The sequence below is a fragment of the Parahalioglobus pacificus genome (assembly GCF_014652275.1).
Taxonomy (GTDB): Bacteria; Pseudomonadota; Gammaproteobacteria; order Pseudomonadales; family Halieaceae; genus Parahalioglobus; species Parahalioglobus pacificus.
Genome location: NZ_BMYM01000001.1, coordinates 226,038 through 240,303 on the forward strand (window position 1 = coordinate 226,038; position 14,266 = coordinate 240,303).

Annotated in this window: 16 protein-coding genes and 1 other RNA gene; 11 read left to right on the top strand and 6 right to left on the bottom strand. The window is 58.0% G+C overall.

Annotated features, from left to right (window positions below):
* Positions 1–5: 5 nt before the first annotated feature.
* The gene (locus tag IE089_RS01040; protein ID WP_189474345.1) at positions 6–1,112 is read right to left on the bottom strand and encodes a S1C family serine protease; all 1,107 of its coding nucleotides are present in this window, start codon (positions 1,110–1,112) and stop codon (positions 6–8) included.
* Positions 1,113–1,198: 86 nt separating this feature from the next.
* On the opposite strand from IE089_RS01040, the gene IE089_RS01045 reads away from it, so the two are divergent.
* Positions 1,199–1,960, top strand: a complete 762-nt coding sequence (locus IE089_RS01045) for a Nif3-like dinuclear metal center hexameric protein (protein WP_229802516.1) — start codon at positions 1,199–1,201, stop codon at positions 1,958–1,960.
* A 7-nt stretch (positions 1,961–1,967) separates the two neighbouring features.
* Here IE089_RS01045 and IE089_RS01050 read toward each other — a convergent pair whose 3' ends face one another.
* Entirely contained in the window at positions 1,968–2,459 is a 492-nt protein-coding gene (locus IE089_RS01050) for a Z-ring associated ZapG family protein (RefSeq protein ID WP_189474347.1), read from the bottom strand.
* Between the two features lie 137 nt (positions 2,460–2,596).
* Here IE089_RS01050 and zapE point away from each other — a divergent pair, with 137 nt between their 5' ends.
* From zapE to IE089_RS01085, 7 genes are all read left to right on the top strand, one after another.
* On the top strand, positions 2,597–3,703 hold the full coding sequence (zapE, locus tag IE089_RS01055; RefSeq protein WP_189474349.1) for a cell division protein ZapE: 1,107 nt from the start codon (positions 2,597–2,599) through the stop codon (positions 3,701–3,703).
* A gap of 120 nt (positions 3,704–3,823) precedes the next feature.
* Complete coding sequence (rplM, locus tag IE089_RS01060; RefSeq protein WP_189474351.1) at positions 3,824–4,252, top strand: 50S ribosomal protein L13; 429 nt, start codon at positions 3,824–3,826, stop codon at positions 4,250–4,252.
* Between the two features lie 11 nt (positions 4,253–4,263).
* Positions 4,264–4,656, top strand: a complete 393-nt coding sequence (rpsI, locus tag IE089_RS01065) for a 30S ribosomal protein S9 (RefSeq protein ID WP_189474353.1) — start codon at positions 4,264–4,266, stop codon at positions 4,654–4,656.
* A 241-nt stretch (positions 4,657–4,897) separates the two neighbouring features.
* Positions 4,898–5,494, top strand: a complete 597-nt coding sequence (petA, locus tag IE089_RS01070) for a ubiquinol-cytochrome c reductase iron-sulfur subunit (RefSeq protein WP_189474355.1) — start codon at positions 4,898–4,900, stop codon at positions 5,492–5,494.
* Positions 5,494–7,533, top strand: a complete 2,040-nt coding sequence (locus IE089_RS01075) for a ubiquinol-cytochrome c reductase (RefSeq protein ID WP_189474357.1) — start codon at positions 5,494–5,496, stop codon at positions 7,531–7,533. Before petA ends, IE089_RS01075 begins: the two co-directional genes overlap by 1 nt.
* 84 nt (positions 7,534–7,617) lie before the next feature.
* A complete protein-coding gene (locus IE089_RS01080) occupies positions 7,618–8,250 on the top strand; it encodes a glutathione S-transferase N-terminal domain-containing protein (protein WP_189474359.1) in 633 nt (210 codons plus the stop codon).
* Between the two features lie 37 nt (positions 8,251–8,287).
* Positions 8,288–8,692, top strand: a complete 405-nt coding sequence (locus IE089_RS01085; RefSeq protein WP_189474361.1) for a ClpXP protease specificity-enhancing factor — start codon at positions 8,288–8,290, stop codon at positions 8,690–8,692.
* A gap of 61 nt (positions 8,693–8,753) precedes the next feature.
* Here the strand turns inward: IE089_RS01085 and IE089_RS01090 are convergent, their stop codons facing one another.
* From IE089_RS01090 to IE089_RS01105, 4 genes are read right to left on the bottom strand one after another with little or no spacing between them, the layout of a single operon-like run.
* The gene (locus tag IE089_RS01090) at positions 8,754–9,329 is read right to left on the bottom strand and encodes a BON domain-containing protein (protein WP_229802517.1); all 576 of its coding nucleotides are present in this window, start codon (positions 9,327–9,329) and stop codon (positions 8,754–8,756) included.
* A gap of 5 nt (positions 9,330–9,334) precedes the next feature.
* The gene (locus IE089_RS01095; RefSeq protein WP_189474363.1) at positions 9,335–9,907 is read right to left on the bottom strand and encodes an SIS domain-containing protein; all 573 of its coding nucleotides are present in this window, start codon (positions 9,905–9,907) and stop codon (positions 9,335–9,337) included.
* A 20-nt stretch (positions 9,908–9,927) separates the two neighbouring features.
* Positions 9,928–10,284, bottom strand: a complete 357-nt coding sequence (locus IE089_RS01100; protein WP_189474365.1) for a YraN family protein — start codon at positions 10,282–10,284, stop codon at positions 9,928–9,930.
* Between the two features lie 29 nt (positions 10,285–10,313).
* Positions 10,314–12,143, bottom strand: coding sequence for a penicillin-binding protein activator (locus tag IE089_RS01105; RefSeq protein ID WP_189474367.1), 1,830 nt, complete (start codon positions 12,141–12,143; stop codon positions 10,314–10,316).
* Between the two features lie 59 nt (positions 12,144–12,202).
* Here IE089_RS01105 and rsmI point away from each other — a divergent pair, with 59 nt between their 5' ends.
* The 3 genes from rsmI (at position 12,203) to mraZ (ending at position 14,266) form a co-directional block, all read left to right on the top strand.
* Positions 12,203–13,036 (top strand): 16S rRNA (cytidine(1402)-2'-O)-methyltransferase, encoded by an 834-nt coding sequence (rsmI, locus tag IE089_RS01110; RefSeq protein WP_189474370.1) that lies wholly within the window; start codon positions 12,203–12,205, stop codon positions 13,034–13,036.
* A 44-nt stretch (positions 13,037–13,080) separates the two neighbouring features.
* Positions 13,081–13,449: RNase P RNA component class A (rnpB, locus tag IE089_RS01115), an RNA gene on the top strand.
* Positions 13,450–13,810: 361 nt separating this feature from the next.
* Entirely contained in the window at positions 13,811–14,266 is a 456-nt protein-coding gene (gene mraZ / locus IE089_RS01120; protein ID WP_189474371.1) for a division/cell wall cluster transcriptional repressor MraZ, read from the top strand.

Sequence of the window (14,266 nt, forward strand, 5' to 3'; positions counted from 1 at the left end):
CGGCCTCAGTAGTCGGGCGACAGATTCAGCGCGCTGATAATGGCTTGAAGGTCCAAGCTTTGCTGACCGCGTTCGACGGTCACAGTGATGCGATCGCCGGGCTTAAGCATCGCAATTTTCATCATGGTGATTCGCCCATCTGCCACGGGCTCGTCATCGATGTGCGTGATGTAATCCCCCACAGTAATCCCCGCTTTCTCCGCCGGGCTGCCGGCTGACACACTGTCGACCCGTAAGGCAGGGCGCCTTGAATCGGGACCTTGCCCACCGGCGGGTTCGACGCTGACTCCCAGCCACCCGCGGATGACTTCGCCGTAGTTGATGAGATCATCCATGACAAAAGTGGCCAGATTAACGGGAATAGCCAGGCCAATGCCGATACTGGTGCTGGTATTGGCCTGCCCCGAATTGGAGTAGGTCACGCTGTTGATGCCAAGCAGGCTGCCACTGCTATCCACCAGTGCGCCGCCTGAGTTGCCAGGGTGAATAATGGCATCCGTTTGAATGAAATCTTCGAAGACGTTTGGCTCATAAAAGTATCGGCCAAGGGCTGAGACAATGCCCTGCGTGACCGATTGGCCGACACCCAGCGGGTTGCCGATTGCAAGTACGACATCGCCCACGCGCAGATTATTGGCATCGCCACGGACAATGGGACGCAGGTCGGATAGATCGATCTGTAGGACCGCAAGATCAGTGGCCTGGTCGTAGCCGACAAGGTTGGCAGCGGTAGTCCGGCCGTCATGCAGCAGCACCTGAATCAACTCGGCGCCTGCGATGACGTGGTTGCTGGTCAGGATATGGCCTTCTTGGGTCATGATCACGCCCGAGCCCAGTGACTGGCTCCAGCGTCTGCGGGGTTGCTGGGGTGGTACCAGACGGCGACGTTGCAGCTCCCGGAGCAGCGGGTTGGGGCGCTCGGTCACCACCTTGGCGGTGTAAATATTGACGACCGAGGGCGCAGCCATTCTCACCGCCTGATGGTAACTGGCGGCTGCCTGGCCCGGGGCATTGCCGACACCGTTGGGCAGTACCCAACGGTCGAGAATGAGTAGGGCAGCCAGTATGCCGGCTAAGGCAGGCCAGCCCAGTGTCGCAAGCAGGTTTCGCATGACATCCAATTGGCAGGGAGTCCGCGGCATTGTATATGATGCGCCGACAGCTGACATCGCCTGCGAATTTTAGGAGTTATCTCTCTGTGCCAAGCCTCAACAGTTTAGTGTCGCAACTGGATGCCCTGTTGCAACCAAGTCAATTCAAGGATTACTGCCCCAATGGATTGCAGGTGCAGGGCGCTGGCACGGTACAGCGCCTCGTATCCGGCGTAACGGCCTGCCAGGCCCTCATTGATGCGGCAGTGGATTGGGATGCCGACGCCATTCTGGTTCATCACGGTTACTTTTGGCGCGGCGAGGAGCCCTGCATTGTCGGTATGAAGCAACGGCGAATAGCTCAGTTGCTGAAAAACGACATCAGTCTCCTGGCCTACCACCTGCCGCTAGACGCCCACCCTGAGCTTGGCAATAACGCGCAGCTGGGTCGGCTGCTGGAGCTGCCAATCGGGGAAGCGCTGGATCCTGAAGACCGCGCCGGGGTCGGCAACGTGGCGCAGCTTGATCAGCCGCTGGCGATTAATGGGCTGTTGTCGCGGTTGGAGGGATTCACGGGGCAGACTCCGCTACACATCGGTGATCCTGCGGCTGAGGTGCAGCGTGTGGCGTGGTGCACTGGCGCAGCTCAGTCCTACATCGAGCAAGCCGTGGCAGCCGAAGCGGATGTGTTTATTACCGGGGAAGCCTCAGAGCAGACCGTTCATGTGGCCAGAGAATGCGGGATCCACTTTATTGCAGCCGGCCATCACGCCACGGAGCGCTACGGTGTTCAGGCGGTCGCGGAACATTTGGCGGCGCTCAACCCCGACCTCGAACACCGCTACATCGATATCGATAATCCGGTTTAGCCGTGTTCTAGCTCCGTGCCGGCGCAGCCTGTGCCGAGGCCAGGTCGTCTGGTGCTCCGTCTATACCGGGCAGTTCAGATTTATCCAGCCCGAAGTCTTCACTGAGCATGCCCTGTTCTTCTGGCGAACTCTTTGGCGCGTAGTCCAGCGGCGGTTGTGCGACGGCCAGTGTCGGCGGGATTTCGTCCGGGTCTGTTGAGTTTTGGAGGGGGAGCGGGCCTTGCCCGGGACAGAGGTTTGCTGCACCGGTGGCGAGGTGGCCGTGTACGTCGCTGTAGCTGCGTGTGAGATTGTTCAGCAAGCGTGCGGTCTCGCTGAAATGCTCGGTGACCTCGCTTTCGTAGGCCTTCTTCTCCTGCAGTACCTGGTCCAGTTTGTGCTCCAACTCACGTGAGCGGCGACTGTCAGACGAGGATCGAACCCCTATAAACCAACCGCCAGCCAGTCCCAGGGCGAGAATGGCGATTGCGGCGACTGCAAGAACAACGGGGTCGGTCACTGAGATTTCCTCATTGGGTAAGATCTAGGAAGCGATTATAGCGGCTGCGCTGGGTAACGTCAGTGTCGTTGCCAAGCTTTCGGGGCGCCGCTAAAGTGTCGCGCTCCTTAGAGACGATAGGCGGAGTAGCGCGGCTCGTGCACAGTGCTCAGACACCCTGGGAGCGGTATCAGGCGGACCTGAAAAAAGAAGGGTTCAGCCACGATCCTGCTCAGGAAGATGCCGTACGGCGTCTGCAGGACCTCTACGAGCGTCTTCGGCGCCGTCGTTCGGCCTCCAGTAGCCTACGCCAGCGCTGGCAGCGCCTGAGAGGGCGTTATGACGAGCCGGAAGTGGGTTTGTATCTCTGGGGCGGTGTCGGTCGCGGCAAAACCTATCTGGTGGATACCTTCTACGACTGCCTGCCCTTTGAGCAGAAAATGCGGGTGCACTTTCACCGCTTTATGCAGCGGGTGCACCGCGAGTTGAAGGCCCTGGATGGCGAGAAGAACCCACTGCTCATTGTGGCTGATCGCCTGGCAGAAGAGGCGCAAATTCTGTGCTTTGACGAGTTCTTCGTCACCGATATCGCCGACGCCATGATTTTAGGCGGATTGATGGAAGCACTGTTTCAGCGCGGCGTGAGCCTTGTGGCTACCTCAAACATTGTCCCAGAGAAGCTCTACGACAATGGCTTACAGCGTCAGCGTTTCCTGCCTGCCATTGCCCTGATCGAAAAATACACGCAGGTGGTCAATGTCGATGCAGGTATCGACTACCGGCTGCGCACCCTGCAACAGGCAGAGCTGTACCACACACCGCTCGATGTCGCTGCCGATGAAAGCCTCAGGCGATCCTTCGAGCAATTGGCCCCTGAGGCTGGGCGTCATTGGGAGCGCATCGAAATTAACGGACGCTACATCACTTGTCGCTGCCTTGCCGATGATGTGGCGTGGTTTGACTTCGATGAGCTCTGCGATGGGCCCCGGTCGCAAAATGACTACATCGAGCTTGCGCGCATCTTTCACGCTGTATTGATCTCAGGCGTCCCCGCGTTGGGGGTGGCCAAGGATGACCAGGCGCGCCGGTTTATCAATCTGGTGGATGAGTTTTACGACCGCAGTGTCAAACTGGTACTGGCTGCCGAGAAACCGCTTTTTTCCCTCTATAGCGGTGGCAAACTGGAGTTCGAATTCCAGCGCACCATCTCCCGCTTGCAGGAGATGCAGTCCTATGAATATTTGGCGCGTGAGCACCGGCCCTGATCGGTGCCATACCGGCGTTTTCAGGTGGCTGATTTTCTTTGGAAATCGTCTTGAAAAGGCACTGCCGTTTCAGTAGTATTCGCGCTCTCGAAATTGGAGCCCTCCACGAGGAAGGTATTGATGAAAACATTTAGCGCCAAGGCAGAAGATGTGAACCGCGATTGGTTCGTTGTCGACGCTGCCGACAAGACCCTGGGTCGTCTGGCGAGCGAGATTGCGCACCGTCTGCGCGGTAAGCACAAGGCTGAGTATACGCCTCATGTGGATACCGGCGACTACATTGTCGTGATCAACGCTGAGAAAGTCCGCGTGACTGGCAACAAGACGACTGACAAGATGTATCACCGCCACACGGGTTACCCCGGTGGTCTGAAGTCCATGTCCTTTGAGAAACTGATCGACCGTGCGCCTGAGCGTGCTATTCAGTCTGCTGTGAAAGGCATGTTGCCGCGTAACCCTCTGGGCCGCGCCATGTTCAAAAAGCTGAAGGTTTACGCCGGTGATGAGCATCCTCATACTGCGCAGCAGCCTCAAGCACTGAATATCTAACGGATTTAACTATGTCAGTTACCCAATACTATGGAACCGGCCGCCGCAAGACCTCTACCGCGCGCGTTTTCCTGCGCAATGGCGGCGGCGCCATCACCGTTAACAAGCGCCCACTGGATCAGTACTTCGGTCGTGAAGTGGCCCGTATGATCGTGCGCCAGCCGCTGGAGCTCGTTGAACTCAACGACAAGTTCGATATCAACGTGACTGTTGAAGGCGGTGGTAGCTTCGGTCAGGCCGGCGCTATCCGTCACGGCATTACGCGTGCTCTGTTGGAGTACGATGAGTCACTGCGTGGTTCCCTGCGGGCAGCAGGCTACGTGACTCGCGATGCCCGTGAGGTTGAGCGTAAGAAGGTTGGTCTGCGCAAGGCGCGTAAGCGTCCGCAGTTCTCCAAGCGCTAAAGCGATCCGGCGACGTCTGTCGCCCGTGCATATTCCCAGCGTCCGCCCCGTCAGGGTCGGGCGCTTTTTTATGCCTGCAGAGTCGGAAAGTTGGCGTCTTGATGACGGCGAAATTGCAGTGAAATCAAGCGTTTTCCTTGTATCGACTCGCCAAGGTCATTACAATTCGCACCGATTTTTAATGGCGATCCCAGTGGTCGCAAGTCGGCCATTTACAGGCCGGACATCAGGGGAGAGATTCATGAGTAGCGATGGCGTTAACTCCGGCAGGAGGAAGTTCCTGACGGCCGCCACCAGCGCGGTAGGTGCTGCTGGCGCTGTGGGTATCGCGGTGCCGTTCCTGGGTTCCTGGAGCCCATCCGAAAAGGCCAAGGCCGCGGGTGCTCCGGTTAAGGCAGATATCGGCAAATTGGAGCCGGGTCAAATGGTTGTCGTCGAATGGCGCGGCAAGCCCGTTTACGTACTGCATCGCACGCCTGAGCAACTCGAGGGCTTGCCCAGTCTCGATTCTCAGCTCAAGGACCCTGCCTCAGAGATCTCGGCGCAACCGGCATACATCACGGGCGAGCCACGTTCTTTGCGCCCCGAGATCCTGGTGATCGTAGGATTGTGTACACACCTCGGCTGCGCGCCGAAGTTTCGTCCCGAAGTGGGCGCGGCCGACTTGGGTGGCGACGAGTGGATAGGCGGTTTTTTCTGCCCCTGCCACGGCTCTAAATTCGATCTTGCCGGCCGCGTTTACTCTGGCGTGCCTGCATCGACAAACCTCGAAGTGCCCCCGTACTCCTATGAGTCGGACAATGTTCTTGTAATTGGCGTGGATGCGGAGGCAGCCTGATGATTAATTCTCTGATTGGAGTGAGAGACTGGGTCGACGAGCGCCTGCCCATCATGCGCGCCTGGAACACCCACATGGGCCAGTACTACGCGCCCAAGAACTTCAACATGTGGTACTTCTTTGGCGTGTTCTCACTGCTGGTGCTGGTTAATCAGCTACTCACCGGCATCTGGCTTACCATGAACTACACGCCCAGCGCTGAGGATGCGTTTGCCTCGGTGGAGTACATCATGCGTGATGTGGAGTACGGCTGGCTGCTGCGGTACATGCATTCTACCGGCGCGTCCGCCTTCTTCGTGGTGGTGTATCTGCACATGTTCCGCGCACTTCTCTACGGATCCTACAAAAAGCCTCGCGAACTGATCTGGATCTTCGGCATGCTGATTTTTGTTGTGCTGATGGCCGAAGCCTTCGTGGGATACGTATTGCCCTGGGGGCAGATGTCATACTGGGGAGCGCAGGTCATTATCTCGCTGTTTGGCGCGATTCCGGTGGTCGGCGAAGACATCGTGACCTGGATCCGGGGCGATTACCTGATTTCGGGCATCACGCTGAACCGATTCTTTGCGCTGCACGTGGTGGCCCTTCCCATCGTTTTGCTGGCGCTGGTTGTGTTGCACCTGCTGGCACTGCATGAAGTGGGTTCAAACAACCCTGATGGCGTCGATATCAAGAAGAACAAGGGACCCGATGGTATTCCCGTCGATGGCATTGCCTTCCACCCCTATTACTCCGTGCACGATTTGCAGGGCATTGGCGTGTTCCTGTTTATCTTCTGCGCGGTGCTGTTTTTCATGCCTGAGATGGGCGGGTTCTTCCTGGAGTATGCCAACTTCGAAGAAGCGAACGCGCTGAAGACGCCCGAGCACATTGCGCCGGTCTGGTACTTCACTCCGTTCTACTCGGTGCTGCGAGCAGTGCCTGACAAGTTCTGGGGCTTTATCGCGTTCGCAGCATCAGTGGCAATTCCCTTTGCGCTGCCTTGGCTGGACCGTAGCCCCGTGAAGTCCTGGCGTTACCGTGGACCCATCAACAAAGTGATGTTGGTGTTGTTTGTGGCCTCGTTCCTGATCCTCGGCGTGCTGGGCGTGAAGTCACCCACACCGGCCCGCACCATCCTTGCGCAGATCACCTCGGTGTTTTACTTCGCCTTCTTCCTGCTGATGCCCATCTGGTCGGTGATGGATAAGACCAAGCCCGTACCGGAGCGCGTCACTATGGACGGCGGCTTGGGCTTCTGGCGCAGCTTGGGCGTGTTCGCGCTGATCATGGGTCTGACGGTTATCCCGCTCAAAGCTGTGGGCGCAGAATCGGCCTACCAGTGTGGCTCTATGCCCTGTGACGAAATCAGCGTCAATCCGCATGACCAAGAGTCTCTCCAGAATGGCGCAAAGCTGTACATGAACTACTGCATGGGTTGTCACTCATTGCAGTACTCGCGTTACAACCGCGTCGCACGTGATCTGGGTATTCCCGAAGATCTGTTCATGGCAAACCTTGTGTTTGATCCGGAGATCAAGTTTGGGGATCTGATGCAAAATGCTATGGATGATGGAAACGCCAAGGTGTGGTTTGGTGCAACGCCGCCGGACCTCACGCTGGTGTCACGCGCCAGGCAGCCCGAGTGGTTGTACACCTACCTGCGTACCTTTTATCGCGATGACACACGTCCCTACGGTGTAAATAATAAGGTCTTCAAGGACGTGGGCATGCCCCACGTTATGATGGAACTCCAGGGTATGCCGGAGTGTGCGTTGGGCCCGGTAAAAGCCGGCAACGGCGGCGTGAAGCGCGACCCTCTCACGGGTGCCGACATCATGGAAGAGCCCTGTGGACGCCTGGTGGTGGAAGAGCAGGGTAGTATGAACGGCGAAGAATTCGATACCGCGATGTACGATCTGGTAAACTTCCTCGCTTACACGGCTGAGCCGATCGCTGCGGAACGTCAGCGTTTGGGCGTATTCGTACTGCTGTTCATTGCAGTGTTTACGCTGTTTGCATGGCTGCTGAATCGCGAATACTGGAAAGACGTACACTGATCTTTTGAACGAGATTGATCGCGGCGTACTTTCTGTGCGCCGCGTTTTGCTATTTATAGATACCGATAAGTTGAGGAATCCCCAATGGGCGTAGTGACAAAGCGGTCTTCCATGACCTTCTTCTCTGACCCCAGCAGTCATTACAGCCACAGGGTGCGCATTGTGCTTGCCGAAAAGGGCGTGACAGTGGACCTGATCGAGACGGATTCGGCGCACCCGCCGGCGGAACTGTCCGAGGTGAACCCCTACAACTCGTTGCCGACACTGGTGGACCGTGAACTCGTGTTGTACGAATCCAAGGTCATGATGGAATACCTCGACGAGCGCTTCCCCCACCCCCCGTTGTTGCCCGTGTACCCGGTAGCAAGGGCTGAGAGCCGCCTGTTTATCCATCGCATTGAGAAAGATTGGTGCACGCTGGTGGACTCCATTCAACACTCCCGCAGCGATAACGTCGTGACCAAGGCGCAGAAAGAGTTGCGGGAAGGCTTGATGGCAATCTCACCCATCTTCACCGAAAAGCCGTTCTTCATGAGCGAAGAGTTCACGCTGGTGGACTGCTGCATTGCGCCGATTCTCTGGCGCCTGCCTTCATTGGGTGTGGACATTCGCGCGAGCAAGCAGTCCAAGCCACTGCTGGCGTATATGGACTCGCTGTTCAATCGTGAGGCCTTTCAGGAGAGTCTCTCCGAGCAAGAGCGGGAAATGCGTCTGTAAGCTCGCAGTTCTTTACTGGCCATAAGACAGGTACCCGGTGACTCCCAGCCGTCCTTACATCATGCGCGCCTTGTACGAGTGGATCGTGGATAACGACTGCACTCCCTACCTGCTGGTCGATGCAGAGGTGCCAGGTGTGGATGTCCCGCGTCAGTACGTCAAGGATGGCCAGATCGTCCTCAATATCTCGCCGAGTGCCGTGATCGACCTTCAGATAGGCAATGAGGCAGTGAACTTTAATGGCCGCTTTGGTGGGGTCGCTACCGATATTTTGGTGCCGGTGATCGCTGTGGTTGGGATTTATGCCCGTGAGAACGGACAGGGAATGGTGTTTGAGCCCGAGGATGAGGACGAAGGCCCGCAACCGCCGGATGATACCCCGCCAGGCCCCGGGTCAAATCAGTCGCGCCTCGAGCGGCCGTCGCTGAAAGTCGTCAAGTAACGGCGGCAGTCGCCGCGTAGCGGACCAGGTTCAGCCCACACGGCTTGCTTGGGAACCGCCCTCAGGACTCAATCAGCTCGAACAGTCGTACCACCCGCTGCACGCCGGATGTATCCGCAGCGACTGCGGCAACACGGTCCGCTTCTTCCTCCGTCACCATGCCCATCAGGTAAACCACGCCGTTCTCCGTGGTTACATTGACTCTCAATCCCGGCGTGCTACTGCTGCCCAATAACCAGGACTTCACCTTAGTGGTGATCCAGCTGTCGCTGGTGCGAGTCATCGCCGAACTGGGTGACGCCACTTCAAGTTCATTGTAGATGCGACGGACTTCGCGAATCTTGCGCACTACATCCGTTGCTTTGGCTTTCAGGTCTTCACTCGCCACTTGGCCGGCAATCAGCACGTAGCCGTTGTGGGCAACCACTACCAGATTCGCTTGATCGAAGCGGTCGTCCGCCGCGCGAATATTCACAATCGCCTTGGTTTCTACGCTCTCGTCAGCAATCTGCTGTGACAGGTTGCGCTCTCCCGGGTCATCTTCAATGGCATTCGATTCGAAGCTGGCGAGGATGCTCCCGCAGCCGCTGAGCATCAGGGAGATCACGAGGAGAGAGACGAGGCGACTCATGAACATGGCAACTAAAACTCCGCACCAAATAGATTGTTTTCAACCAGGGTCACCAGACAGTTAACCAATCCCGTGTGTAACTCAACGAGATGTTGACGATTGGCCGCCTCAGGCTGTACCCAGGCCTCCATGGCATAGCTCGTATCTGCGAGTGCCGAGGCCAGCACATTCGACACTGCGATCACGGCCATGTTCCGTTCTCGTGCGGCCGACAGTACCGCCTGCATCGCAGTGCCCCCGTCTGAAACTACCACAATCAATGAATCCCCTTGCTGTCCTAACGCTCGTGCCTGGTTGGCAGCGCCGGTATCGCTCGCCCCGTTTCCGTGGACAGGGCTCTCTAGGCGCAGTGCCGGCAGTGCGGGGCGCTCGCGAACCAGCGGTGCCATGAGTTGATCTACGAGCAGGCCGGCAGTGCTTGCATCAGGGCCGCTGCCACAGACAAGAATTTTGCCATCGGACAGCAGCGTCGCGGTGAGCAAATCAGCCGCTTGCCCTAAATCCTCAGCCACGCCATCCACAGCCATGGCCATGCACTCCATGCTGCCCTGAAAGTGGGTCGCGATTTGCTCGTAGTGATCCATTGGTGGCCTATATCGGGCTGCTAATCAAAGGCTGCCCGAATCCAGGTGGGCGTTGCGGGCGCTCCGGATTGTGGCGGTTCGAAGGTGACGAGGTCAAATCTGCAGGGCATGTTTGTGTGTTGCACATTGCTCAGTAGAAAGTGCTGCGCGCAGCGGCGGATCTTTTGCTGTTTGCGCCAGGTAACGCTGTCAGCAGGTGAGCCATAGCGACTGTGTTTGCGCGCGCGGACTTCCACAAAGACGAGGACGCCGCGCTCCCGCACGATGATATCGATTTCACCCAGTTTGCAGCGATAGTTTCGTGCCAGGACTTCACAGCCCTGCCGCATTAGGTGCTCTGTGGCCCGTGCTTCGTAGACGTCGCCGAGCAGTTTCATGGTGGCCCCCTATCGGGTGCCACATTAACTCACTGTGCGGTGAGGCTGCCGCCCTCAAATGTGGCCAACTGTGTTTCGCGGGTGATGGCCCCCTTAGGCCCCAGGCGCAGTAAGCCAGTGTCGCCGCGCAACAGGAAATCGCTGCCTGCGTTCAATTGTGGATAGCGCTGTTGCAGTTTAAACGCGTCTGCGCCCAGAGCGTTCAATCTCGGGTAACTGTCGCTGCCTGTATCACCGGCGGCAATGGCGACGCGAGCCTCGGGATTGGCGCCAAGCAGCCACGGTGCCTCTACCATGTTAATGCCGTCCAGGTCCCTGTCCCGATTATCGGGGATGCCGCTGTACACGCTGGAGGTTGCATATACCGGCAGGTCGCCGGCGTAGTGAAAGGCAAGGAGCGGCTTGATTGACCGTGCGTCTGCGCCGGATCTGGCCAGCAGGAAAACGACGTCAATGTCGTCTCTTCGGCGGGCTGTGAACTCAACGTTGGTGGCCAGCATGTCCCGAACATCGCGCGCGCGCTGCTCGCTGTCGTCTAAACGCAATGCGGTTTTTAGCGCGCCGGAGTGGCTGGCCTGATTGGTGTAGGTGGCATTGGCAGCAACAGCGCCGCCCAGCGCTCGCCAGCGATTAGCCACAGTGCGCGCCTGATTATTCCCCCATTCGCCAGAGGGGCGCACAATCAGGGCTCTGCGCAGCCCTTGACCGTATGCCCGTTTGGCGAGGGTGTCGGCATCGTCGTCGGCGGCAAGTGCCAGTTGAATAAGGGTGCCGGGGTCGCCGGTAATCGGGGCTTCAGCACGGTTGAGCGTGAGCAGTGGTACCGGGCGCTGCGGTAGCTGGGATAACTCATCGACCGAAGCGCGGTTAAGCGGCCCAACAACAATGTCCGCGCCTCGGCTCACTGCGTCTTGATAGGCAGCGCTGGCCGTGGAATATAAGCCGGTGTCGATAATCATTACAGTCTGGGTGCTCAAGCCCTGGGCGCGTGCCTCGTAATAGTTGGCCAGAAATCCGTCCCTGACGGCTTTGGCAGCGGGAGCGAGCCGACCGCCCAGAGGCAGCATGAGTGCGATGCTTTGAGTAGGCTGCTGCTCAACTAACCATTGATCGACGCCGCCCCCTAGCGGGTCTGCAGCGGGATGACCCGGGTGGCGCATCAGCCACTGGTCATAGCCCGTGCGAACTGCATCGGAGGATAGACGGCTATCGGTAGTGACGATTGCCAGGTCTAGCCAGGCGCGCCATTCGCTATCCGGTGTCACCTCGCGTGCCCGGCGCAAGTCGTCAAGCGAGATGCTGTAGAGGTCTTGCCACAGCTGTTGCCGGATTTGCAGTTGGGACGCCTCGTCGCCGCCGAGTATTAGCCGCTCCGCACCTATCTGGGCTGCAATAAGGCTGTCGCCTGCCATCGAGTGGCGCTCATGCTGCAGGCTGAGTATCCGATCGCTGATAGCGGGCGCTGTTTCGCTGCGGGACAGGCCTAGCAGCGCGTCTTCCATGGCGCCCACATTACCGAGTTGCCAAGCAATGCGCGCGCGCAAATAGGCGAGATAGTCTTCATCGTCCGGCGTCATCGGCTGCGCTGACAGCTCGGCCAGGCTGGCTTCCGCGCCCCGCCAGTCCCTCTGGGCCAGTGCTGTTTCAGCCTCGCCAAACAGGGCGGAGTATTCCGATGGGGGCAGTTGTAGCGGTGCAGTGCTGTCGATTTCAACCACTCGAATCGGCGAGGTGATGCCGCCTCGCTGCGCGGTGGGTGTGTCAGGAGCGGTTGCGCAGGCGGTGATGAGCAATCCCGGCAGCGCGAGCACTGCGAGGCGTTTGACACAGCGTGGGAAGCTAGGCGAGCGCAATGGCATGGTATCCTTTACAGAGTCGTGCGGTGATGTCCGCACCATTATAAGGATAAGGCTGCCCGTTGGAATCAGGACTGTATATCGTAGCAACCCCGATCGGAAATCTGGGGGATATCAGCGCGCGGGCGCTGGACGTGCTTGGTGCAGCCAGTCTGGTTGCCGCCGAAGATACACGCCACAGTCAGCGACTGCTTAACCACTTTGCCATTGAGACATCCCTGATCCCCTATCACGAGCATTCGGGCGCGCAAAACGCACAGCTTATCCTCCGAGAAGTCTCGGAAGGTGGGGTCGTCGCGCTAATCTCAGATGCGGGTACTCCCCTCATTTCAGACCCCGGTTACAAGTTGGTCCGGGATGCCCAGGACCTCGGGCTCGCCGTTGTACCCGTGCCTGGCGCCTGCGCCGCAGTGGCGGCATTGAGTGTGGCTGGGCAGCCAACCGACCGCTTTCTGTTCTGTGGCTTTTTGCCGGCAAAGGAGGGCGCGCGAGCTCAGGCAATCAGTGCGCTACAGCATGAGTCGGCAACTTTGGTGTTTTATGAGGCCCCTCACAGAGTCTTGGCAACTTTAGAGTCATTGAGTGTTTGCCTAGGGGGTGAGCGTGAAGCCACCTTGGTGCGTGAGATCAGCAAGGCATTCGAAACAGTACGCAGAGCGAGCCTTGCCGAGTTAAGTGAATTTGCGCGCGCAGATGCCAACCAGCAGCGTGGAGAAATTGTCTTGGTTGTGCAGGGTTATCAGGGCGAGGAAGCTGTGTCGCCGGAGTTACTGCAATTGCTGGAATCCATGGCGGAATATATGCCGGGTAAGCGTGCGGCAGCACTCTTGGCGCAGTACAGCGGTCAACGAAAAAACCAGCTGTACCAACACCTGCTGGACCAGAAAGACGATTGAATCATCCTTGAGTGGCTCCCTCGCAACCGGTATGCTCCGCCGCCGGAGTGAGTCAGGCGATCGCTCCCGATGTATTTCGGGGGAGGAAAGTCCGGGCTCCGAAGGGCAGGGTGCCAGGTAACGCCTGGGGGGCGCGAGCCCACGGAAAGTGCAGCAGAAAGGAAACCGCCTCGATTCACTGGTTGCGGCTCGCCGCAATCAGCGGGGTAAGGGTGAAAAGGTGCGGTAAGAGCGCACCGCGTGACTGGTAACAGGCACGGCGATGGTAAACCCCACCCGGAGCAAGACCAAATAGGAACCCGTTAGCTGTGGCCCGCAGTGGGTTCGGGTAGGTCGCTTCAGGCAGACGGCGACGTCTGTCGCAGATGAATGGTCGTCCACGACAGAACCCGGCTTATCGACTCACTCCTTTATGCCCCGGTCGGCGGTTTGCCCCGTCGACCGGGCACCTTCTGCGCAAAAATGCGCCCTTTTTCTCCTTCTTAGATCGTTTTCACCTAATAACGGTGCCCTGAAATAATCATTTCAAAGCACAACTTAAAGTAAATCCTCAGGAGGTGGTGTTATCGGCCTGTTTTAATGCAGATTTTAAGCCTTGAAAACAGGATAATTCCACCCCTAAAATGCGCGTAATCTACTGAATTTACAGCACTTTTTTAGTTTTATCGCCTTGACAGTCCTTCCTGTGCAGACCTATAGTGTCGAAAAGTGGAGATAAGTGGATAAATCTGGTTTTTTGTGGGAACAAGAGCCAGATGAGTGGGGAAAGCTGGCGTGTTTCGCGGAGTGCAGCACATCAACATGGACAGCAAGGGGCGCCTGGCGATCCCCTCGCGTCAGCGTGAGCCTCTGAACGCCCTTTGTGACGGCCAGATTGTCGTGACTATCGATACCCAGACGTCCTGTCTGGTTATTTACCCGTTGCCCGAGTGGGAGCGCATTGAGCAAGACCTGCAAGCCCTGCCTGACCTAAATACTGGTGTGAAGCGGTTCAAACGGCTGTTGCTGGGCTATGCCACTGACCTCGAGTTGGACGGCAATGGCAGGTTGCTGCTGCCGCAGCCGCTGCGTGACTACGCTGCGCTGGATAAAAAACTGGTGCTGGTGGGTCAGGGCAAAAAACTGGAGCTTTGGGCAGAAAACCTCTGGATGGACGAGCGCGATAAGGCGCTTGAGGTGGCTGGCCCTGAGGCTGAACTACCCGACGAACTTCTGACGCTGACCCTGTAG

What these genes read in the sequence shown, in the direction of transcription:
- IE089_RS01095 (WP_189474363.1), bottom strand. Translation starts at nt 9,907, where the DNA reads ATGGATCACTACGAGCAAATCGCGACCCACTTTCAGGGCAGCATGGAG.
- IE089_RS01040 (WP_189474345.1), bottom strand. Translation starts at nt 1,112, where the DNA reads ATGCGAAACCTGCTTGCGACACTGGGCTGGCCTGCCTTAGCCGGCATA.
- IE089_RS01090 (WP_229802517.1), bottom strand. Translation starts at nt 9,329, where the DNA reads ATGTTCATGAGTCGCCTCGTCTCTCTCCTCGTGATCTCCCTGATGCTC.
- IE089_RS01100 (WP_189474365.1), bottom strand. Translation starts at nt 10,284, where the DNA reads ATGAAACTGCTCGGCGACGTCTACGAAGCACGGGCCACAGAGCACCTA.
- rpsI (WP_189474353.1), top strand. Translation starts at nt 4,264, where the DNA reads ATGTCAGTTACCCAATACTATGGAACCGGCCGCCGCAAGACCTCTACC.
- IE089_RS01080 (WP_189474359.1), top strand. Translation starts at nt 7,618, where the DNA reads ATGGGCGTAGTGACAAAGCGGTCTTCCATGACCTTCTTCTCTGACCCC.
- rplM (WP_189474351.1), top strand. Translation starts at nt 3,824, where the DNA reads ATGAAAACATTTAGCGCCAAGGCAGAAGATGTGAACCGCGATTGGTTC.
- petA (WP_189474355.1), top strand. Translation starts at nt 4,898, where the DNA reads ATGAGTAGCGATGGCGTTAACTCCGGCAGGAGGAAGTTCCTGACGGCC.
- IE089_RS01105 (WP_189474367.1), bottom strand. Translation starts at nt 12,143, where the DNA reads ATGCCATTGCGCTCGCCTAGCTTCCCACGCTGTGTCAAACGCCTCGCA.
- IE089_RS01075 (WP_189474357.1), top strand. Translation starts at nt 5,494, where the DNA reads ATGATTAATTCTCTGATTGGAGTGAGAGACTGGGTCGACGAGCGCCTG.